The sequence below is a fragment of the Haloarcula sp. H-hyl6 genome (assembly GCF_056934455.1).
On the sequence record NZ_JBRIIK010000001.1, the window covers coordinates 1,916,003 to 1,936,704 of the forward strand.

Here is a 20,702-nt window from a genome sequence, read left to right on the forward strand (position 1 = left end):
GTCACTCCGCCCCCACCCGCGGGAGCCACAGCACCGCGAGCAGGATGGCAAGCACCAGCACTCCGATGAGGACGACGCTGGGGAACGCCGACGCGACGGCGCGGTCGGTGACGGCGGTGACGCCGTAGCCGACGCCCGCCCCGACGCCGCCGACCAGCAGACTGCCGACGAAGTGCGCGCCCTCCGGCCGCGTGACCGTCAGGCGGCGACCGACCTGCCGGCCGAGGACGATGGCGTGTTCCTGCAGGTCCCAGACGAGGATGGCCCCGACGCCGCCGCCGAGGGCCAGCGAGGGCCGCCCGTGCCGCAGTGCCAGCAGCACGACCCCCAGATACAGCGTCGCCGCCGCGCCGCGTACCCGGGCGGTGTGTCCCTCGCTCCGGGTGAACTCGTCGACGCTCGCCAGTAGCAGTCGCAGGCCGAGCGACAGCGAGAACAGCGCCACGGCGACAGTCCCGAGCAGGACCATCCGGAACGCGAGTTCGTTGGGTACTGTGTCCACGGTGCGAACGACGTTCTCGGCGAGGGTGGCCACCCGCGGCGGGAACGGCGCGGCGAGCACCGCGACGGTCACGACCGCCGTGCCGCTCTGCTGTGTCGCCAGGTTCGCCAGCGTGCGGCTCTGGGTCCGCCGTATCAGGCCCAGCAGGTACGACGCGACGAGCAACCCGGTTTCGAGCGCCGCCACCCCGGCCAGCGCGTCGTAGACGACGGGCGGGCCGACGAGGAACGGAATCCCGACGCCCGGCGACCCGAGGCGGACGAACATGGCCACGAGGGCGACTATCGCGCCCAGCGCCACCAGCGTCCCGCCGAAACGCCCCCAGTCCCGTCCCTCGCGGGCCGACGGCGGGGTCCGGAGGTCGAGCGCCTCCAGTCTGACGAGGAGCACCCGCCAGAGCACCACGACCAGCAGGACGAGACCGGGGACCAGCGTCGTCGCCAGCGCGGGTTCAGCCCGCGCCGCCACCACCTGCTCCCAGACGCCGAGCGCCGCAGTCGGTCGGAGGGTCGGCGGGAGGTACGCCACCCAGCCGATTGCCGGCACGAGCGCGGCGACGGCCAGCGACTGGACGAACAGCGAGCGGTAGACGGGCGTGAGTCCGGCCCCCTCGCTGTCCTCGACGAACGAGAGTTGCCGGGCCAGCGCCACCGCGACGAGGAACAGGCCGACGCCGGGCAGGGCGAGCAGTTTCACCGCGAGGAGGGGGCGCGGGACGCCGCCGCTCGTGAGTCCGAGGTACCACCAGTACCCCACCAGGCCGACGGCGGCCGACGCGCCGACCGGGGCGGCGACGTTCCCGACGAGCGCCGCCAGTCGCGTCTCGCTCTCGGCGGCCCGCGCGCCGACCGCGAGCACCGCCGCGGCGCCGAGAAAGCCGGCAGAGAGCGTCGTCGTCGTCACCGACCCGACGGCGACGGCCGCGACGAGACACGCGACGGCCGTCGCAATGAGCGTCCCGCCGACCCGCGGGCGCGGGTCGTGGCCGGCCATCAGAGCCACCTCCTGACGAACGCCTCCAGCGTGAGGCGGAGCGGTTCGTCGGGGTCCCAGTCCACGACGGGGGCACCGCTCCCCTCCAGCGACCGGAGGCGACGCGCTCGCTCGGCGGTGCTGACGGCCTTCCCGACGGTGGTCGCGGCCGCCAACCGCGGCGAGACGACACTGACGTCGTGTCGGTGGGCCAGCAGTCGGTCGGCCAGCGCCACCATCTCGTCGTCCAACAGCGGCGAGACGAGGACGACCTGTGCCGAGGCCGGCAGCCACGTCAGCAGGTCGCGCTCGACGCTCCCCGGCGCGCGGTCGGCCTCCGTCTCGGCGGCCGCGAACAGGTCCCGGCCGGTGGCGGCGTGGTCGGCCCCGACCCCCGGTCCGAGCGCGGTCACCCGGTCGGGGTAGAGGCCGACGCCGACGCGGTTGCCGCCGGCCAGCAGTTCGTAGAACGTCCGCTCGGCGGCGTACAGCGACAGTTCCGCGCCGGTCGGCCGGTCGGGTTCGGTCCGGGCCGCGGCGGCCGCCGAGCGGTCGACGAGCAGGACCACCGTGGCGGCGTGCTCCTCCTGATACTCGACCGTCGACAGTTCGTTCGTGCGCGCGTAGCGCCGCCAGTCGATGCGGCGGGCGGGGTCCGAGGAGCGGTACTCGCGGGTGCTGTGGAAACTGATGCCCTCCCCGGCGATGTCGGTCGGTATCTGCCCGGCGCGACGGGCGGTCTGACTCGTCAGCGGCACGTCCTCGACGGGCACCTCGCACCGGAGGGTCGTCTCGACGGGGACGGCGCCGCGACTGTCGTGTTCGCCGCTCAACCCGACGGAGGCGACGGTGAGGTCGCCGAAGTCGTGGGTCCCCCGCTTGGCGACGACGTCGTAGGTGACCGTCGCCGTCTCGCCGGCCCCGAGCGACAGCGACGCCCGGGGACTCCCCCCGGTGACTCCCAGTTCGTCGGGCACACCGTCCACGAGTCGCAGGTCGGTCACGGCGTCGGCCCCGGTGTTCGTCACGGCGACGGTGACGGTCACCGACTCGCCGGGAGCGGGGGCCTCCGGGTCGAGGGTGCGCTCGGCGGAGAGGCGGTCGGTGGCCGGGTCCGGCGTCGTCAGTTCGCCGTAGAGCAGGTAGACGATGGGGACTGCGCCGGTGGCGTACACCACGGGCGACTGGAACGTCACGCCGAGGACGACCGGCACCAGTATCGCCCCGACGAGGTGGCGGTAGCGGTTCGTTCGGGTGGTCGTCGCCCCGCTCATCGGTCCTCCTCCCCGTCTCCCGCCGCGAGGGCCAACAGCGCCCGCTCGACCCGCGCGACGCGGCGGGCGGCGGCCCGGTCGCCGAGGAACCACTCCCAGACCCGGGTCAGTAGCGACGGCCGCAACTCGGGGTCGGGACTCAGCACGGCGGCCGCGTAGTCGTCGTCGGTCCAGTCGCCGGCCTCGACCCGGTCGCTGGCCCGCGACGGGGGTTCCTGATACGCCTCCGCGACGAGCGGTACCGCCGCCTCTCGGAGGTCGGCGAACACAGACGCCGGGTCGACGACGGCCCGTGCCCCGTCGGTCCGGACCTGCTCGATTCGCTCGTCGAGGCTCCGCTGAATCACCTCGCTGTCGCTGGCGCTGGCCGTCTCGGGCGTCGAGACGCCGAAGTCGGGGCGTCGGGTCGGGGTCTGGGCCACGGTGACGGCTCCCGCGAACAGGCCAGCGAGGACGCCCAATCCGAGCCAGAGCGCCGCGGAGTCGCTCGGGAGCAGTTCGAGGGGACGGCGAACCGTCGCCGGGTAGACGGCCGGCCGGAGGAGCGCCGCCGACGCGGCGCTGACGAGGGCGACGACGACGCCGAGTTTGCACGCCCGCAGGACGGCGCGAATCACGACTCGCCCTCCGTGGCGTCCGCCTCGCTCTTACCGTCCGTCTCGTCCGCCCGTCCGAGGTCGGTCGCGGCCTCGGTGACCGACGCGAGGCCGTCGGCGTCGAGCGAGTAGTGGCCGTACCTGACGCGGCGGAAGGCGTCGGTTATGCGCTCGACCCGGTCGGAGGGGTAGCCGTGGGACTTCGCGGCCGCGGCGACCCGCACCGGCGTCTCGGTGAGCGAGGCCCGCGGTGTCCCCTCGGCCAGTTCGACCCACGCCTCGACCACGGTCTCTACGGTCGCCTCGTCCGGGGCGTCGCCGTCGCCGGCCGCCGCGGCGGCCAGTCGCGCCTCCGCGTCCTCGCCGTCTCGTCGCTCTCCGGCGGCGCGAGACGCGGCGATAGCGGCCCGGACGCGGGCGGGAAGCGCCAGCACGGCCGCCGGGAGGGACCGGAGCCACGCGACCAGCGAGGCCAGTAACCGCCGGAGCGCGGCGACCAGCGTCGGGGCCTGCCGGAGGGCGTCCCCGACGCGCGTGGCGACTCGCTGGGCCGTGCCGACCACGACGCGGCCGGCGGCGGCCACCGCCTCGCCGAGACGGAGGACGCTATCGACGACCCAGCGAATCGTCCGGCGGGTCAGCCCCGCCGTCGCCGCGCCGCCGCGGGCGGCCCGACCGACCAGTCCGTACCGGCGGTTCAGGCCGACGGCGAGGCCGACGAGGAGCGCGGTTGCGCCGCCGTAGAACGGCCACAGCGCCGCCGCAGTGCGGCCGCGTGCGGCCCCTCGGTGGACGGTCCGCTGGAACGACGGCCGGGGAGGCAACAGCGCCACCGTCGTCACGAAACTCCCGTTGGCGGCGGTGCGGGCCACCGCGGTTCCGCCCCGCGAGACGGTGGCGTTCGCGACGGGGTAGCCGGCGATGGTCGCCGTGCCGGTCACCTGCCGGCCCGGTATCGGGCGCTCGGCCAGCGAGACCTCGACCGTCGTCGGGAGCGGCGCGTCCGCCGCGGCCGACAGTTCCCCGCGCCGGACGGTCACGGTCAGGCGCTCGCGGTACGGCACCGTCACCGTCGCCGTCCCGTTCGCGTCGGTCCGCCCGCGTCGCTCGCCGTCGACGAGTACCGCCGCGCCGGGGAACGGTTCGCCGCCGAGCGTCGCGGTCACTCGGTGGGGTCGGCCGGGGACGGGGTCCGGCGCAAGCGTCAGCGTCGTGTTCGACCGGACGGCGAAGGCCCGTTCGGCCGTCGCCGCGCCCCGCGTGACGGTCAGCGGCCCGTCCCGGACGTACGGTATCGTGATGTCGGCGACGCCCTCGTCGTCGGTCCGGCCGACGCGACGGCCGCCGATACTGACCGTCGCCCGGCGGACCGGCACTCCGTCCACGGCGGCGGCCACTCGGAGCGTCTCGCCGGGGCGGCGCGCCTCGCCGACGGAGAGCGAGACGTTCAGGTCGGTGCCCCGGAACGCCGCGGCCCCGTCGGCCCCGCCCCGCCGGACGACGACGCGGTAGCGGTCGTAGTAGGGCACGCGGACCGTCGCCTCGCCGTCGGCGTCGGTCTGGGCCACGATGTCGCCCGCGACTCTCACCGTGGCGTTCGGGACGGGCACGCCGTCGATAGCGGCACGGACCGTCGCCTCGGCCCCCGGCGTCTGCGTCGTCGCGTTCGACAGTCCGGTCGCGGTCACGTCGACGTCGGTGTCGATGCCCTCGTACGTGCGGGTACCCGAAGCGTCGCCGCGCGTGACTCGCACCGTGAACGACTCGCGGTAGGGGATGCGGACGGACGCCCGGCCGTCGCCGTCCGTCGTGGTCACCGGCACGCCGTCGACTAACACGGTCGCGTCGGCGACCGGGACCCCCTCTATCTCCGCTCGAACGGTCGCGTTCGTCCCCGGCGTCCGGCGGTCTATCGAGGAGAGGCCGATGGTCGTGTTCAGTTCCCGCCCGCCTTCGGGTGCGGTCTGCCGGGCGAAGTCAGCCGTCGGCCGCCGGTCGGAGAACGACCCGCGCGAGACGGCGGCCGTCCCCGTCCCGTCGCTCTCGCTCCCGTTCGCCCCCTCGACGGCCACGACGTCGACGTGGTACAGCACCGTCGAGTCGGGGATGGTTATCGACCCGCCGAGTCTGACGGTGTCGGGATTGCCGCCGGCCGCCTCGGACGGGGACTGGCCGCCGCCCGCACCGGGGCCACTCTGGGACCCGCTTCCCCCGCCGTTCTGCCCGCTCCCGTCGTCCGTTCCGTCTCTCGAACCGCTCCCGCTTCCGCTGCCGCGCTGCTGGCCGTCCGCGCTGTCGAACGCCTTGTAGACGCTCACGTTCAGCCGCGAGGCGTAGGGCACGACGCCGTTGACCCGGCCGAACCCGTCGGTGCGGCCGACGCTCTCGCCGTTGAACGTCACCAGCGCGTCGCCGAGTCGGCGGCCGTCCAGCGTGACGACGACCTGTATCTCGTTGCCCGGGACGACCCGGCCGTCGAGGCGCACGTCCGCGTCGACTTCCGGCGGCCGGTCGGTCGTCGTCTGGCGGACGCGGCTGTCGTCGACCCGCGCGAAGTCCGGGTCTGCGGGCGGCGCGTCGACGCTCGCTCGAGTGGTCCCCGACTCTCTCAGCGCTTCCCTGTCGGCTGGCGTCGGGTCGAACGTCACCCACCCGGTGCCCGGGAAGTACACCTCGACCCACGCGTGGGCCTTCGAGCGGTCGATACGCAGGCTCCCGTCCTCGGTTCGCCCCGACGACGGCGAGTACCCCTGCACGTATCTGGCCGGGATGCCCTGCGTCCGCAGCATCGCCACCATCGTCGTCGCGAAGTACATGCAGTAGCCCCGCTCCATCTCCGTCGCGAACGCCGTCGCGTAGTGCTCGGACGGTCGGACTATCTGCGTCGAGTACGCCTTCTCGGTCTGGAGCCACTGCTCGACGAGCACCGCGCGCTCGTAGGGGGTCGTCGCGTTTCGGGTCACCTCGCCGGTCAGCGCCCGCAGACGCTCGGGCGTGTCGGCGGGCAGTTGCGTGTAGCGCCGTTGGACGCCGCTCGGGTAGTCCCGTCCTGCGGTCTGCAACTCCCGGGGCGACCAACCCGGAAGCGTCGTCGTCGCGGTGTAGGTCGTCCCGTTCGGGAGCGCGGCCCCGGCCGGTTCGACCCCCGCCCGCGTGACGGCGACGCCGTCGGCGTCGAGGCCGTCGACCGACTCGGGCCGCCACGGCACGGGGACCGCCGCCGTCCGGTTGACGACGGTGTAGCGCAGTCTCACCTGCCGGCCGGCCCGCGGGTAGTCGCTCGCCGGGCGCGACCGCTCCGCGTCGCTGGCGTCCCACCCCGCGCCGGTGTAGCGCGCGTAGGAGACGGTCCGCCAGTAGGGGTCCTCCTGCGGGCCGATGGTGCACGTCCGGCCGACCACGTCGGCGACGACGGCGTCGCTCAGACCCAGTCGGGCGGCGTCGGCGCGCGTGCAGTTGCCGCCGCTCCCGCCCGTCGACGTGCCGGTTCCGCCCGCGCCGCTCGCGCCGGACCCGTTCGCCGTCGGCGTCGCCGTCGCGGACCCCCTTCCACTCTGGCCGGCCTCGCTCCCGAGGCCGCCGTCGGCGGACCCCGACAGCGCTGCTTCGACGCCCGACTCGTCCCACGTCGGGGCGTCGCCGCCGCTGTTCTCGTCCGTTCCCTCGCCGTCGCTGGCCCCACCGTCAGCGTCGCTCGTCGACCCCTCGGGCGGTTGCGTCGCCCCGCTGTCCCCACCCAGTTGGCGGGCGGCGTCGCCGGGCATCCCTGCCCCGGCGGCCGACGGCGTCGCGACCGGCCCGGACCCCAACAAGGGGGCCGACAGACCGAAACTCGCGACACAGAGGAGTGCCAGCGTCACCGATAGCACTCGGTTCGCGTCCACAGTTACTGTCTGGCGCAGGGCTATACCCCTGACATGAAAAGTCTACGGGACGACTCAACTGCCGATACGGCGCACGACCCCGGCGACGCGACGGGGTGGTAAGCCTTATCGGCGGCAGTCGCCTACGCTCGCCCGGCAGCGGGAGGCCGGCCCCCGTGCCGAGAGGCATGAGGAAAGTCCCCCCACCCGCCGGACAGGTGACCGGGCGCAAGTCCGGGGCGGGAGACCGTCGGCTATGGAACAGCAACGACACGTCGTCGTGGGACCGATGAGGTGCGCGAATCCCGAGCGACGGGGCGTGTGCGGCACTCCGTGCCGCGCCCCCCGGAAGCGAGGGAGAGTTAACCCACCGAGGGCTATCGAGGGCCACCATCCGGTGCCCCTCGCCTACGACGGACCGATGGAACGGCGAATCCTCACCGGTGCAAGGCCGCGTCGACAGGTAGTCCGGTACCGCGCGCGAGCGCTGGACGCGGCCGCTGAGCCGAATGCCGGCCAGAACAGAAGGGGGCTTACTCCCCGCAGCCGTCTTGCGGCCACAACCGACTAGTAGCGACGCGTCGATGGGTAGACGATGGACCGACGACTGGCCGCCCTCGTGCTGTGTCTCCTCCTCGGCGGACTCGCGGGGTGTAGCGCCGCCTCCGAGGCGTTGGAGTCGACGTCCGAACTCGTCGAGCGGGGCCACCCGTTCGCCAACGAGACGGTGACCGTCGCCGTCGACGGGACGGCCCGCGAGCGAGCCCTCGCCGCCGACGGACTGGCCTACTGGGAGGCCCACGCGCCCGAGTACGCTGGGTTCGCCGTCGACTTCCGCGTCCTCGAACCGGGCGAGACGCCCGCCGACGGCCCGCCCGACGTCGAGATTACGTTCGTCGAGACGGTCACCGCTTGCGGCGACGCCGACTACTCCGCGGGGTGTGCCCCCCGTCTGACGGCCGACACGCGGGTCGACCGGCCGGCGGCGGTGTCGATAAAGCGCGGCTTCGCCAACGAGTCGACCCGGCGGGTCGTCGAACACGAGGTCGGACACGTGCTGGGCCTGCGCCACGGCGACCCGCCGCGGGAGGTGATGCGCCACCGGAGCACGCTGGCGACGCTCCCGCGGCCGAACGCCAGCGAGCGCCCGGTCCCGTGGAACGACACGACGCTGACGGTGGCGATTCGGAACGAGAGCCTCTCGGCCGAGGAACGCGCGGCCTACCGCGAGGAGGTGGCCTACGCGCTGGCCTACGTGACCGAGGGTGCCGACGGCGCCGCCCCGTCGAACGTCACCGCCGAACTGGTCGCCGACCCCGCCGCGGCCGACGTGGTGGTCGTCCCCGTCGACGCGGCGGACTGTCGAGCGGACTCGGGGTCGTGCGCCCGAGTCGAGGGGACCGACCCGGACCGCGACGGCGCTATCGAGACGTACACGCGCCTCGAAATCCTGCTGGTCGACCTCGACACGGAGGCGGCCAGTTGGCACGTCGCCCGGCAACTGCTCGGGACGCTCGGCCGGGGCGACGACCTGCCCGCGCCCCTCGCCGACGCCGACTACGAGGAACGCCGCGGCGAGTGGCACGGGTAGCCCCGATTCGAGCGGTCCCGCCGGTCCGACGGTTTCAAGCCCGCGCCGGGCGGAGTCGCCCCCATGACCGCCGACGACCTCATCGACGCCGTCCGCGACGACCAGCAGACCGAACTGTCCCGCCTCGGGTCCTCGAAGACGCTGTACGCCGACACCCGCGGCGAGATGGAACCCGACGCCGTGCGCGCGGCCGCCGCGGCCCGCGAACAGGCCGCCCGCGACACGTTCTCGGCGTGGGCGGACGACGCCGACGGCGCGGCCGCAGACCTGTTCGCCGACGCCGCCGAGGACGCCGCCGACCGACTGGACGACGTGGGCGCCGACCCGGCCGACCGCGAGTTCGCCATGCACGACGCGCTGGACGACCTGACCGACACCGTCGAGCGACTGGGCGGCCTCGTCGGGTGGGCGCTCGTCGACGAGAAGGCGAAGGGGCAACTCACCGGCTTCTTCACCGGGCAGGCCGACCCCCAGACCGCGAGCACGTTCCGGAGCGCCCGCAACGACGTCGAGGCCCTGCGCGAGGACGCCGCCGACCTGCTGGACGAGACCTGCGCCGACGAGGACGACTGGGAGACCGCCGAAGGGGCCGCCGTCGCCGTCGTCTCGGCGGCCTACGACGACTACTTCGAGACGCTGGAGGACCTCGGCGTCAACCCCAAGCCAGTCTGTTAAGCCCCGCGTTACTTTCTCGACCCGGCGGGGAGGGCCGGCATGGCGAAACACCACTACCGGTGTCACATCTGCGGCCGTGACTTCGACGGGTTCGAGGGACTCAGAGACCACACCGAGCGCCGGCACGCCGACGGCAACGAGAAGTGGTGGCTGGTCGTCGAGGACCCCGACGACCTGCCGTTCGACGTGCAGGAGCCGTGAGCTAGCGAGAGCCTTCGCTACTGCTCGCGGGTCGCTTCGCTCCCCGCTGCGCTTCGTCGAGGTTCTTCGCTTCGCTCAGAACCTCGCTAGCCTCAAGTCGCTCCAACCCTACCCCCACACAATGAGCGACGCCGGAGGCCCCCTCTCGATAGACCGCCCCGACGCCGACAGCGAGTTCCGCGTCGACGCGCCGTTCGACCCCGCCGGCGACCAACCCGAGGCCATCGAGCAACTGGCCGAGGGGTTCCGGCAGGGGATGGACAAGCAGACCTTGCTCGGCGTGACCGGGTCGGGCAAGACCAACACCGTCTCGTGGGTCGTCGAGGAGATTCAGCAGCCGACGCTCGTCATCGCCCACAACAAGACCCTCGCCGCGCAGTTGTACGAGGAGTTCCGCAACCTGTTCCCGGACAACGCCGTCGAGTACTTCGTCTCCTACTACGACTACTACCAACCGGAGGCGTACGTCGAGCAGACGGACACCTTCATCGACAAGGACGCCTCCATCAACGACGAGATAGACCGCCTGCGCCACTCCGCGACCCGGTCGCTGCTCACCCGGGACGACGTCATCGTCGTCGCCTCGGTGTCGGCCATCTACGGCCTCGGTGACCCGCGCAACTACATCGACATGTCCCTCTCGCTGGAGGTCGGCCAGGAGATAGAGCGCGACGAGTTGCTCTCGCGGCTCGTCGACCTGAACTACGAGCGCAACGACGTGGACTTCACGCAGGGCACCTTCCGCGTGCGCGGGGACACACTGGAAATCTACCCGATGTACGGCCGCTACGCCATCCGCGTGGAGTTCTGGGGCGACGAGATAGACCGGATGCTGAAAGTCGACCCCTTGAAGGGGGAAGTAGTGCGGGAGGAACCCGCCGCGCTCATCCACCCGGCGGAACACTACTCCATCCCCGAGCAACGCCTCGAACGCGCCATCGAGGAGATTCAGGAACTGCTCGACCAGCGCATCCGCTACTTCGAGCGGACGGGCGACGCCGTCGCCGCCCAGCGAATCGAGGAGCGGACCACCTTCGACATCGAGATGATGCAGGAGACGGGCTACTGTTCGGGCATCGAGAACTACTCGGTCCACCTCTCGGACCGCGAGAGCGGCGAGGCGCCCTACACCCTGCTCGATTACTTCCCCGAGGACTTCCTCACGGTCATCGACGAGTCCCACCAGACCATCCCGCAGATTCGCGGCCAGTTCGCCGGCGACAAATCGCGCAAGGAGAGTCTGGTGGAGAACGGATTTCGCCTCCCGACCGCGTTCGACAACCGGCCGCTCACCTTCGAGGAGTTCGAAGAGAAGACCGACCAGACGCTGTACGTGAGCGCGACGCCCGGCGACTACGAACGCGAGGAGAGCGCGCAGGTGGTCGAGCAAATCGTCCGACCCACGCACCTCGTGGACCCCGCCGTCGAGGTGGCCGACGCCACCGGACAGGTCGACGACCTGATGGGCCGCATCGACGGCCGTATCGAACGGGACGAACGCGTCCTCGTCACGACCCTCACCAAGCGGATGGCCGAGGACCTCACGGAGTATCTGGAGGAGGCCGGTGTCGACGTCGCGTACATGCACGACGAGACGGACACGCTGGAACGTCACGAACTCATCCGCTCGCTCCGACTGGGCGAGATAGACGTCCTCGTCGGCATCAACCTCCTGCGTGAGGGACTGGACATCCCCGAAGTGTCGCTCGTGGCGATTCTGGACGCCGACCAGGAGGGGTTCCTCCGCTCGGAGACGACACTGGTCCAGACGATGGGGCGGGCCGCGCGAAACGTCAACGGCGAAGTCGTCCTCTACGCCGACGAGCGCAGCGACGCCATGGCGTCGGCCATCGAGGAGACCCAGCGCCGCCGTCGCATCCAGCAACAGTACAACGAAGAGCACGGCTACGAACCGACGACCATCGAGAAGGACGTCGGCGAGACGAACCTGCCCGGGAGCAAGACCGATACCGGCGACGTGGCCGGCGACGGACCGTCCGACGCGGACGAGGCGGCCCGTCGCGTCGACCAGTTGGAAGAGCGGATGCAGGAGGCGGCGAACAATCTGGAGTTCGAACTCGCCGCGGACATCCGCGACCGCATCCGCGACCTGCGCGAGGAGTTCGACCTCGACGCGCCGGAGAGCGACGACGGCGGGGTCCCCGCCCCCGGACCCGACGAGTTCTGAGACGGCCAGTCTCGATCGGTCGAGGTTCGGCCCAGCCAGAAGCGCCACACGGCTTTTGCCGCTACCGCTCGTGGCCCCTGTATGGACAGACCTATTGCCGACCCCGACGGGACCGGGGGGGTCTAGCGTGGGCTTCTTCGAGCGAGCGGGCCGAGAAGTCGAGAAGTTCAAACAGACGGCCTCCGAGGCCGCCGAGGACCACCGGACGGCGACGTGCCCGGCCTGCGAGGAGTCGGTTCCCGACGACGCCGAGGAGTGCCCGCACTGCGGGGCGGACCTGACCGAAACCGACTGAGGGGGCGGTCGACGGCTACCCGCGCTGGCAGGTCGTTGCCGTCGGCGAGCGGTCGAAACCGCCCGCGGATGGCTGGGATAGCTGACGTTTATCTCGATCGCGGTGGATACGCCGATATGACCGTCTACGAGACAGACGTCCCCGGCGTGGGCAAGAAGTTCGAGGTGGAACTCGACGGCGGCGAGCGACTCGTCATCGTCATCCACCACGACGGGAAACGCGAAGTGTTCCACAAGGACGGGCCGGACGTCGACGCCGACCGCCTCTTCACGCTCTCCGGCCGGCAGGCCCGCGAGGTGGGGGCGATTCTGCAGGGGGCGTACTTCCAGCCAGTCGAGACGGACTCGGTGGACGTGCCGCTTGGCGACGCCATCATCGAGTGGGTCGACGTCGAGGCCGACTCGCCGCTCGCGGGGCAGACGCTGGCCGACGCGAAGGTCCGCCAGCAGACCGGTGCCTCCATCATCGCCATCCAGCGCGACGGGGAGACGCTCCCGAACCCGGACCCGGAAGACACCATCACCGAGGGCGACATCCTCGTCACGCTCGGCACCCGCGACGAGCAGTCGGCGCTCGAAGAGTTAGTCGCGCCGGACAACGATGGCTGAGCTACTCCTCGAAGTCGGCGTCGCCGTCACCGGCGTCGCACTCGCCGGGATGCTGGCGGGGCGAATCGGCCTCTCGGTCATCCCGGCGTACATCCTCGTCGGCGTCCTGCTGGGGCCGAACGAACCGACGGCGCTGTTCGGCGTCCCGGTCGCCCTCGTGAACGAGGGGGAGGTCATCGACGTGCTGGCGGAACTGGGGGTCGTCTTCCTCCTCTTCTTCCTCGGGTTGGAGTTCAGCGTCGACCAGTTGCTCCGGGACCGTCGGAAGATAACCGCCATCGGGACGCTGGACTTCGTCGTCAACTTCGGCATCGGCGCGGCCATCGGCCTCGCCTTCGGGTGGACGCTCGTCGAGACGCTGTTCCTCGCGGGCATCGTCTACATCTCCTCGTCGGCCGTCGTCACGAAGTCGCTCATCGAGACGGGGTGGATTGCCAACGAGGAGTCCAGTCCCATCCTCGGGACGCTGGTGTTCGAGGACATCCTCATCGCCGTCTACCTCGCCCTGCTGGCGGCCATCACCGGCGGCGGGGGGCTGCGGGCGGCGGCCACCTCCGTCGGCGTCGCCTTCCTCTTCCTCGGCGGCCTCTCGGTCGTCGCGTGGTACGGTGCCGGTTGGTTCGAGCGGTTCTTCACGACGGGGTCGGACGAGCAGTTCGTCCTCCGGGTCGTCGGGCTGACAACCGTCGTCGCCGGGGCGGCGCTGGCGCTGGGCGTCAGCGAGGCCGTCGCGGCCTTCTTCCTCGGGACCGGTCTCAGCCAGACGACTCACGTCGAGCGCATCGAGCACATCGTCTCGCCGGCCCGGGACCTCTTCGCCGCCGTCTTCTTCTTCGCTATCGGCCTCTCGACGGACGTGACGCTGCTCGCGGGCGTCGCCGGCCTCCTCGTCGTCGCGGTAGTGGCGACGACGGCCGGGAAACTGCTGAGTGGGACGCTCTCGGGGCGGGTGTACGGTCTCGACCGGCGCCGCTCGCTCCGGGTCGGGCTGGGACTGGTCCCCCGCGGCGAGTTCTCGCTGGTCCTCGTCGCACTCGCGGCCAGCATCGGCACCGGTCGCCTCGGTTCGGTCATCCCCGCCTTCGCCGTCGGCTACGTCCTCGTGATGAGCGTCGTCGGGAGCGTCCTCGTCGACAGGGCCGACGGCATCACCGACGCCGTCCTGTCGATGAGAGGCGGCGACTCACGCGGCTGACCGTCCGCTGTCCGGATATCGACCGTTCGCCGCGCTCCGGGGTCCGATTTTAGGCCAGCCGAAAAATAGCAAGCGGTATGTGTGGGTAGTCTGGTGTACCGCGTATGGACCAGCAACGAGAGAGCGATTCGGCGAGACGAGGTGACCCAGCGTGAGCGACTCCGACCGCGACGTCGTCGTCGTGGGTGGCGGTCCGGCCGGCTGTTCGGCCGGCGTCTTCCTCGCCAGATACGGCCTCGATACGGTCATCTTCGACCGTGGGCGCTCCTCGGTCAAACAGTGTGCCTACCTCGAGAACTACCTCGGGTTTCCCGCCGGTGTCGACGTCGAGACGCTGTACGCGCTGATGCACGACCACGCCGAGGAGGCGGGCGGGACCGTCGTCCCGGACCTCGTCTCGGCCGTCGAGCGCGCCGACGACGGCACCGGGTTCGTCGTCCGGACACAGGACGGCCGCGCGGTCACGACGCGGTACGTCCTCGCTGCGACCCGATACGACGGGGCGTACCTGCGTCCGCTCGACGACGGCGAGATGTTCGAGCGCCACGAGTACGACGGCGAGGAACGCGAGCGCTTCGACCGTTCGTACGCCGACCACGACGGCACCACCCCCGTCGAGGGCCTGTACGTGGCCTCCCCGTCCCACGAGGCGGACCGACAGGCTATCGTCGCCGCCGGTCGCGGGGCGCGAACCGCCCTCGAACTCCTCGCGGACGCCCGCCGTGAGCGGGGCTATCCGGACGCCGTCGCGGACCACTACGACTGGGTCCGCCCCGAGAGCGCGCGAGACGAGGAGTGTGGAGACCGGGACCGGTGGCGCGAGTGGTTCGACCGCCGGCTCCCCGAGGACCACGGCCTCGCCGACGAGCGACGCGTCGAACTCCGGGAGGAGGCCATCGACCGGCGACTGGCGACCTACGTCTCCGAGGCGGAGATAGCGGCACGGACGGACCGTGGCCAGCGGCGACTGTTGGACCACGTCGACGACACCCTCGTCCTCGAACGCGCTCGCGAGATCGAGGCGGCGTCCGGCACGGCCGACGAGTGACCGTTCGAGGCCCCTCCTCGACGCCGCTACCGACGGTATTGCCACGTTCCGGTCCCGGTCCGACACCACGGTCGAAGCGTCGAGTAGCACATTCTGTATAGCGAAATTAGATTTATGGGCTATCTACCCCATGACACAGAATCAGCGACGAGGCCGCCCGTACGTTCCTGAGACCGCCGTCCTCGGGCGGAACGACGAAACCCTTCAGTGCGTGGCCGTCGAGCGTCCGTCATGGTCGCCGACGAGACGTTCACGGTCGACGGCGCGCGCATCCACTACCGAACGGCCGGCGATGGCCCTCCCGTCGTGCTCCTCCACGGCGGCATCATCGACGCCGCCCACGTCTCGTGGCCGCCGGTAGTCGACCGACTCGTGCCCGAACACCGCGTCGTCGCGCCGGACTTGCTGGGCTACGGCGAGAGCGAACTGGCTGAGGACACCTACTCGATTCCGCGCCACGCCGAGATAGTCGCGGCGGTCCTCGACTCGCTGGACTGCGGCCCGGTGACGCTGGTGGGCCTCTCGCTGGGCGGGGGCGTCGCCGTCCAACTCGCGCTGGACCGCCCGGACCTCGTCGAGACGCTGGTGCCCATCGACCCGTACGGTCTCGGGCGCGAGTTACCGAACGGCCTGCTCTCGCTGTTCCTCGCGCGAGTGCAGGTGTTCAATAAACTCGCTATCGCTGCCTTCCGCCGGAGTCGTCGTCTCACGCGCGCGAGCCTCGGGGGTGTCGTCTACGACCTCGACGCGCTCTCGGGGGCCGCCGTCGATGCCGTCTTCGAGGAGGTTCACCGGCCGACCGCCGGAGCGGCCTTCCGCCGGTTCCGCGACGCGGAGGTGACTCGCCACGGCTACCGGACGACGTTCACCGACCGCTACGGCGACCTCACGGTTCCGACCCGGTTGCTCCACGGCGCGCACGACGAACTGTTCCCGGTCGCGTGGGCCGAACGGGCCGCCGCGGAGATTCCCGACGCCGAACTCCACGTCCTCGACGACTGCGCCCACTGGGCACCTCGGGAGAACCCCGAGGCCGTGGCACGACACGTCGAGGCGGCCGCCTCTGGCCGGTGAGGCCGTCTGCGGCCGTTCTCCGACGATTGGCGACACTCGCGGCGCTCCGCGATAAATTCTTTGTCGCTATACAGAATAGGCAGTCGGCGTCAGTGTCGAGGCTCAGTCGGAGCGGTCGAGAACGCGTCGCTACCGTCTCTGTCGGTGAGAATAGAGAGAAACGGACAGCGGGACCGTGTGGAAGGCTTAGGGGAGGACGTCCTGTTTGACGTTGGATTGGACCCACGCCTCCTCGTTCTCGGTGTCCTGTATAATCGTCACGAGACCGTCTTCGCCGCGGTATTCGATGGCTCGGTAGCGCTCCAGCGTCTCTTCTCGGTCGTCTTCGTTCGCTATCATGGTTGTATCTACTCGTTGGATTCTCGCACGGTACTCAGTCTTCGACGGTCTCTACGGGGGCCGGTTCGGCGCCGAACGTCCGGACCGAGACGGTGCCGTCGTGGTCGACCTGTACCTCGGTGTTCTCGATTTGGAAGCGGACGTGCCCGAACGTGGTCCGGTGGGCGCTTCCGGGCGAGTTGAACAGGGACGCGAGCGCGTCGACGTCGATGTAGTCGTTCAGCGGCGGCAGTTCCCGCGGCGACACCCCGCGTTCGGCGGCGAGTTTCTCCGTGATGGTGACGACCAGCGAGTCCGGGCCGTCGGCGACGACGTTTTCGTTCGGTGCGGGGGTTGTTCCAATCATACTACGTTGTACTATCTCTACACCCATAGCCCCTCTCGATAAGGATATACCGGCGAGTGCCGCCCCGGTGCTAGATAGCTAGCCCGGACTATCGGTCGTCGTCGAAAACCAACCCGAACAGCTCTCGCTCGCCGGTTCTGATGTGTCGGCTGACCGTCGGTTGCGAGATGTCGAGCATCTCCGCCAACTCCTGTCCGGTGGTCTCGCGGGGCCACTCGAAGAACCCGCTGAAGTACGCGGTTTCGAGCACCTCGCGCTGTCGTTCGGTGAGTCGGTCCCGGTAGTTGGCCTCGAACTCCGCGAGGGTCTGGACGGGCGCGTCGCGTTCGGTGCGCGCGACCAGTTCGCTCCCCTCGTAGCGGTTCAGGAACATCCGGGCGAACGACTGGACGTCGCCGCTCTGGGGTAACTCGACGCGCACCTCCCCGCCGTCGGCGCCGGCGGTCACCGACGTCGGGTGCGCGCCGTACGCGACGAGGTCCGCGAGGAACCCCGAATCTCCCACCAACGCTTCGTACCGACACGTGTCGTCGTGTTTCGTGAGCAGGTTGACCTCGTGGACCGACGGTATCTCGTCGCTGTACCGATAGACGGCCTCCGGGTCGGACCCGGTGACGGTGAAGAACACCCGGATGCTGCCGTCGCTGTGTTCGACCAGTTCGTCGAACTCGAACTCGCTGTCGGTCTCCTTGCAGAACTGGAGGGCGGGAATCGACGCGTCGTCGACGCTGAACGTGAGTTCGACGGCCCGGTCGCTGACGAGGGCCTTCTTGCGCTCGATGGCGTTGATGGCGTACCCTACCATGTTGCCCAGTTCGCCGAGTACGGCCCGCTCCATCTCGTCGAAGATACCGGCCTCGTCCGCGTAGAGGTTCAGGACGCCGTAGACCGTATCGCGGAACGTCAGCGGCACGGCGATGCTGGCGTGGTAGCCGTACCTGAGCGCCTGTGTCTGCCACGGTTCGAGGGGCGGGTCGGCGTGGAGGTTGTTCTCGACGACGGGTTCGTGGGTTCTGATGGCCCTCTCGGTCGGCGTCTCGCCGCTCGCCGGCGCGTCTGCGTCGGCGAACCAGTCGACGTACCCCTCGTCGCCCGAACTCGTGCGCGGCACCACGTCGTCGCCGCTCGCTCGCTGTTCGGCGATCCACGCGAAGACGTAGGGGTCGGCGTCGGAGAGGTTCTCACAGACCGCCCGCTCGATGTCTTCGCGGCTCGAGGCCTGCGTGAGTTCGCGCGTCAACCCGCGAATGATGTCGTTGAGGCGGTTGATTCGCTGGAGCGACTCGTTGTGTTCGGCCAGTCGGGCCGTCTTCTCCCGGAGTTCGCGTTCACGCGCCACCCGGTCGAGGGCGGCGACGGCGTTCGCCACGAGAATCTTCGCGACCATCACGTCCGTCTCGGTGAACGAATCGGGTTCCGTCGCCCCGGCGATGAAGACGCCGTGGGTCCCAACCGGGAGGATGATGGCGCTCTCCAGCGGCGTCTCGTCGGGGTCGAGGCGGTCCTCGCTGGCGAGGTCACTGACCACGCGGCCGTCGCTCTCCGCGTACACCTGCGACGGGAAGTCCCACTCCGAACTGAACACCGGAGCGTCGCCCACGAGCGTTCTGAGTTCGGCGGTCCGGGCGGCCGAACGGAGTTGTCCGGCCGACTCGTCGTAGTACTCGACGCTCGTCAGGGAGAGGTCGAGTATCTCGCTGGCCCCCTCGACGACGATGTCGGCAACCTCGCTGTCCGTCTCGGCGGCCGTCAGCGCCTGTCCGACCTCGTTGAGGCTGGCGAGTCGCTCTTCCCGGCGCTTGCGCTCGGTGATGTCACGGACGACGCCGGCCCGCCCGTAGCGCCCGTCGTCGAGTTCGAACAGCGAGATGTGGGCCTCGATGGGCACCTGTTCGCCGTCCGCCGTCGTCAACACCGCCTCGAGCGTGGCGCTCTCGTGCCCGTTGTCCTCGATGTCCGTCTGGAGCGTGCGCGCTTCGTCGATGACGCGCGTGTCGACGAACTCGCTGGCGTGGCTCCCGAGGAGTTCCTCGCGGCCGTACCCGGTGAGTTCCGTGTAGGCGTCGTTGACGGCGACGAATCGGCCCTCGTCGTCGAGCGCGTACAGGCCGTCCCGGACCGTCTGCATCACCGCCTGCTGTCGCTGGAGGCGGCGCTCGCGCTCCTTCCGGTCGGTGATGTCCTGCAAGGAGTACACCGCCGAGGTCACCGCGCCGTCCTCGTTGTGTAGCGGCGTCCCGTGGACCGACAGCCAGCGCTTCTCGCCGTCGATTCTGACAGTCGCCTCGCCACTTATGGTCTCGCCGTCCTGTACGACGCGGCGATGGAGCCGCTCCTGCGTGGGCGCGCCTTCGAAGCGCAGCAGTTCGGCGTCCAGCGCTTCCTCCGTGACCGGGCCGTCGTACCCGTCGATACCGAGGATGTCGGCCGCCCGGTCGTTGATGTACCGGAAGGTGTCGTCCTCGTCGATGATGACGATGCCGACCGGACTCGTCTCCAAGATGCGGTCTTTCAGTCCTCGTTCCTCCCGGAGCGCCGTCTCCGCTTGGAGGCGTCGCATCAACCGGCCGAGGTCGGTGGCGACGGTCGTCGTCGCCTCTATCATCGCCGCGTCGGGTTCCCGGGAGCTATCGAGGAAGAACACCATCACGGCGACGACGGTGCCGTCGCTCAGTATCGGGACGCCGAGGGCCGCCCGGAGACCGGTCTCGGCGGCGGCCGACGACCGGACGAACGGCGCGTCGTCGCGGGTGACGTCACGCATCCACTCGGGGGACCCGGTCTGCCAGACCCGGCCGACGAGGCCGGTTCCCGGTTCGAAGGTGACCGGCGACGTGGCGTCCCTGAACGCCTCGCCCGTCTCGCTGGCGACGTACTGCCCGGGGGCGCGTTCGAGGTGGCCCTCCTCGGCCCGAATCCACGCCTCGCCGTACTGCCAGTCCATCGCCGACCCGACGGCGTCGAGACCGATTTGCAGGCCGTCTTCGAAGGCGTCCGCCTGGAGGATTCGCTGGGTGGTCTCGTGGTACAGTTCTCGCTCCGCCTGTATCCGCTTGCGGTCGCTGATGTCCCGCATGATGCCGGTGAAGTAGCGGTCCGACCCGACGTAGAACTCCGAGAACGAGATGCTGAGGGGGATACGGTGACCGTCCTTGTGCTGCCCGACCAGTTCGACGTCGTCCCAGTCGATGGTTCGCTCTCCCGTCGCGAGATAGCGTCGCATCCCCTTCAGGTGGTGTTCGGCGAGTTCGTCGGACATCAGCACCGTCAGCGGTTCGCCGACGAGCGTGTCCGGGTCGTAGCCGAACACATCCTCGACGGCGGGGTTAGCGTAGCGGATGACGCTGTCCTCGTCGACGGAGAGTATCGCGTCGGACATCGTCGCGGCGAGCGACGCCATGTGCTTGCTCAACCGCGGTTGCCACGTGGAGGACTCGCTGCTCCCGAGGTAGTTCTGGAGGTGGTGGCTGAGGAGGCGGTGTTTCTCGGGCCCGGTGTAGTGGACGACTTCGTCGATGCCGGCGTCGTAGGCCCGTTCGAGTCGCGCTTGGGGACACTCCTCGGAGACCAGTATCGTGAGGACGCCGGGTTGGGCCTCGAGACAGCGGGAGAGAAGCGAGAGTCCGTCGCCGTCCGGCAGGTCGTACTGTGCGACGACGGCCGCGACCGACTCGTCTTCGACTGCGTCGAGGGCGTCCGCTGCCGTCCCGACGGTTCGCTCGGTTGGGGACCCGGGAACGTCGTCGACCGCGGACCGCAATCCGTCGGACCAGAGTGACTCGTCGCCGACGTAGAGGTGACGGAGCGAAGATTGCTCTTGGTTGATACGCATATACTGTCCATTCACGTTCCTCGTGGAAGTGGGCCACGCCTATTTTGTGAGGCGGCGAGCCGGCCCTTCGCGCCCGGTTCGACCGCAAACCTGTCGCCGTCCA

16 protein-coding genes and 1 other RNA gene are annotated in these 20,702 nt (G+C 70.3%); 10 read left to right on the forward strand and 7 right to left on the reverse strand.

Annotated features, from left to right (window positions below):
- Position 1: 1 nt before the first annotated feature.
- From Hhyl6_RS10065 to Hhyl6_RS10080, 4 genes are read right to left on the reverse strand one after another with little or no spacing between them, the layout of a single operon-like run.
- Positions 2-1,495: a DUF7519 family protein gene (locus tag Hhyl6_RS10065; RefSeq protein ID WP_483739058.1), complete on the reverse strand. Its 1,494-nt coding sequence runs from the start codon at positions 1,493-1,495 to the stop codon at positions 2-4.
- A complete protein-coding gene (locus tag Hhyl6_RS10070; protein ID WP_483739059.1) occupies positions 1,495-2,748 on the reverse strand; it encodes a DUF58 domain-containing protein in 1,254 nt (417 codons plus the stop codon). Before Hhyl6_RS10070 ends, Hhyl6_RS10065 begins: the two co-directional genes overlap by 1 nt.
- Entirely contained in the window at positions 2,745-3,365 is a 621-nt protein-coding gene (locus Hhyl6_RS10075; protein ID WP_483739060.1) for a DUF7269 family protein, read from the reverse strand. The genes Hhyl6_RS10070 and Hhyl6_RS10075 overlap by 4 nt, the downstream gene beginning before the upstream one ends.
- Positions 3,362-7,204 carry a transglutaminase TgpA family protein gene (locus Hhyl6_RS10080; RefSeq protein WP_483739061.1) on the reverse strand — a complete coding sequence of 1,281 codons (3,843 nt, stop codon included), beginning with the start codon at positions 7,202-7,204 and terminating at the stop codon, positions 3,362-3,364. Before Hhyl6_RS10080 ends, Hhyl6_RS10075 begins: the two co-directional genes overlap by 4 nt.
- A 158-nt stretch (positions 7,205-7,362) precedes the next feature.
- Between Hhyl6_RS10080 and rnpB the strand changes: the two genes are divergently transcribed.
- The 10 genes from rnpB to Hhyl6_RS10130 all read left to right on the forward strand — a co-directional run bounded on the left by rnpB (position 7,363) and on the right by Hhyl6_RS10130 (position 16,082).
- Positions 7,363-7,755: RNase P RNA component (gene rnpB, locus Hhyl6_RS10085), an RNA gene on the forward strand.
- A gap of 47 nt (positions 7,756-7,802) precedes the next feature.
- A complete protein-coding gene (locus tag Hhyl6_RS10090) occupies positions 7,803-8,798 on the forward strand; it encodes a zinc metalloprotease (protein ID WP_483739062.1) in 996 nt (331 codons plus the stop codon).
- 63 nt (positions 8,799-8,861) lie between these two features.
- Positions 8,862-9,473 (forward strand): rubrerythrin family protein, encoded by a 612-nt coding sequence (locus Hhyl6_RS10095; protein ID WP_483739063.1) that lies wholly within the window; start codon positions 8,862-8,864, stop codon positions 9,471-9,473.
- A gap of 39 nt (positions 9,474-9,512) precedes the next feature.
- The gene (locus Hhyl6_RS10100) at positions 9,513-9,674 is read left to right on the forward strand and encodes a hypothetical protein (RefSeq protein ID WP_483739064.1); all 162 of its coding nucleotides are present in this window, start codon (positions 9,513-9,515) and stop codon (positions 9,672-9,674) included.
- Between the two features lie 121 nt (positions 9,675-9,795).
- Positions 9,796-11,862: an excinuclease ABC subunit UvrB gene (gene uvrB, locus Hhyl6_RS10105; RefSeq protein ID WP_483739065.1), complete on the forward strand. Its 2,067-nt coding sequence runs from the start codon at positions 9,796-9,798 to the stop codon at positions 11,860-11,862.
- Positions 11,863-11,989: 127 nt separating this feature from the next.
- Entirely contained in the window at positions 11,990-12,157 is a 168-nt protein-coding gene (locus Hhyl6_RS10110; protein WP_483739066.1) for a zinc-ribbon domain-containing protein, read from the forward strand.
- A 116-nt stretch (positions 12,158-12,273) separates the two neighbouring features.
- Positions 12,274-12,765: a cation:proton antiporter regulatory subunit gene (locus Hhyl6_RS10115; RefSeq protein ID WP_483739067.1), complete on the forward strand. Its 492-nt coding sequence runs from the start codon at positions 12,274-12,276 to the stop codon at positions 12,763-12,765.
- Positions 12,758-13,960: a cation:proton antiporter gene (locus tag Hhyl6_RS10120; RefSeq protein ID WP_483739068.1), complete on the forward strand. Its 1,203-nt coding sequence runs from the start codon at positions 12,758-12,760 to the stop codon at positions 13,958-13,960. Before Hhyl6_RS10115 ends, Hhyl6_RS10120 begins: the two co-directional genes overlap by 8 nt.
- Before the next feature lie 151 nt (positions 13,961-14,111).
- The gene (locus tag Hhyl6_RS10125) at positions 14,112-15,008 is read left to right on the forward strand and encodes an FAD-dependent monooxygenase (protein ID WP_483739069.1); all 897 of its coding nucleotides are present in this window, start codon (positions 14,112-14,114) and stop codon (positions 15,006-15,008) included.
- Positions 15,009-15,239: 231 nt separating this feature from the next.
- Positions 15,240-16,082: an alpha/beta fold hydrolase gene (locus tag Hhyl6_RS10130; protein ID WP_483739070.1), complete on the forward strand. Its 843-nt coding sequence runs from the start codon at positions 15,240-15,242 to the stop codon at positions 16,080-16,082.
- A gap of 186 nt (positions 16,083-16,268) precedes the next feature.
- Here Hhyl6_RS10130 and Hhyl6_RS10135 read toward each other — a convergent pair whose 3' ends face one another.
- The 3 genes from Hhyl6_RS10135 to Hhyl6_RS10145 form a co-directional block, all read right to left on the reverse strand.
- Entirely contained in the window at positions 16,269-16,421 is a 153-nt protein-coding gene (locus tag Hhyl6_RS10135; protein ID WP_483739071.1) for a hypothetical protein, read from the reverse strand.
- 34 nt (positions 16,422-16,455) lie between these two features.
- Positions 16,456-16,767: a HalOD1 output domain-containing protein gene (locus tag Hhyl6_RS10140; protein WP_483739072.1), complete on the reverse strand. Its 312-nt coding sequence runs from the start codon at positions 16,765-16,767 to the stop codon at positions 16,456-16,458.
- Positions 16,768-16,855: 88 nt separating this feature from the next.
- Entirely contained in the window at positions 16,856-20,599 is a 3,744-nt protein-coding gene (locus tag Hhyl6_RS10145; protein ID WP_483739073.1) for a PAS domain S-box protein, read from the reverse strand.
- Positions 20,600-20,702: the final 103 nt, after the last annotated feature.

Coding starts and splice junctions, on each gene's coding strand:
- Hhyl6_RS10065 (WP_483739058.1), bottom strand. CDS start 1,495: ATGGCCGGCCACGACCCGCGCCCGCGGGTCGGCGGGACGCTCATTGCG.
- Hhyl6_RS10070 (WP_483739059.1), bottom strand. CDS start 2,748: ATGAGCGGGGCGACGACCACCCGAACGAACCGCTACCGCCACCTCGTC.
- Hhyl6_RS10090 (WP_483739062.1), top strand. CDS start 7,803: ATGGACCGACGACTGGCCGCCCTCGTGCTGTGTCTCCTCCTCGGCGGA.
- Hhyl6_RS10095 (WP_483739063.1), top strand. CDS start 8,862: ATGACCGCCGACGACCTCATCGACGCCGTCCGCGACGACCAGCAGACC.
- Hhyl6_RS10100 (WP_483739064.1), top strand. CDS start 9,513: ATGGCGAAACACCACTACCGGTGTCACATCTGCGGCCGTGACTTCGAC.
- uvrB (WP_483739065.1), top strand. CDS start 9,796: ATGAGCGACGCCGGAGGCCCCCTCTCGATAGACCGCCCCGACGCCGAC.
- Hhyl6_RS10115 (WP_483739067.1), top strand. CDS start 12,274: ATGACCGTCTACGAGACAGACGTCCCCGGCGTGGGCAAGAAGTTCGAG.
- Hhyl6_RS10120 (WP_483739068.1), top strand. CDS start 12,758: ATGGCTGAGCTACTCCTCGAAGTCGGCGTCGCCGTCACCGGCGTCGCA.
- Hhyl6_RS10130 (WP_483739070.1), top strand. CDS start 15,240: ATGGTCGCCGACGAGACGTTCACGGTCGACGGCGCGCGCATCCACTAC.
- Hhyl6_RS10135 (WP_483739071.1), bottom strand. CDS start 16,421: ATGATAGCGAACGAAGACGACCGAGAAGAGACGCTGGAGCGCTACCGA.
- Hhyl6_RS10140 (WP_483739072.1), bottom strand. CDS start 16,767: ATGATTGGAACAACCCCCGCACCGAACGAAAACGTCGTCGCCGACGGC.
- Hhyl6_RS10145 (WP_483739073.1), bottom strand. CDS start 20,599: ATGCGTATCAACCAAGAGCAATCTTCGCTCCGTCACCTCTACGTCGGC.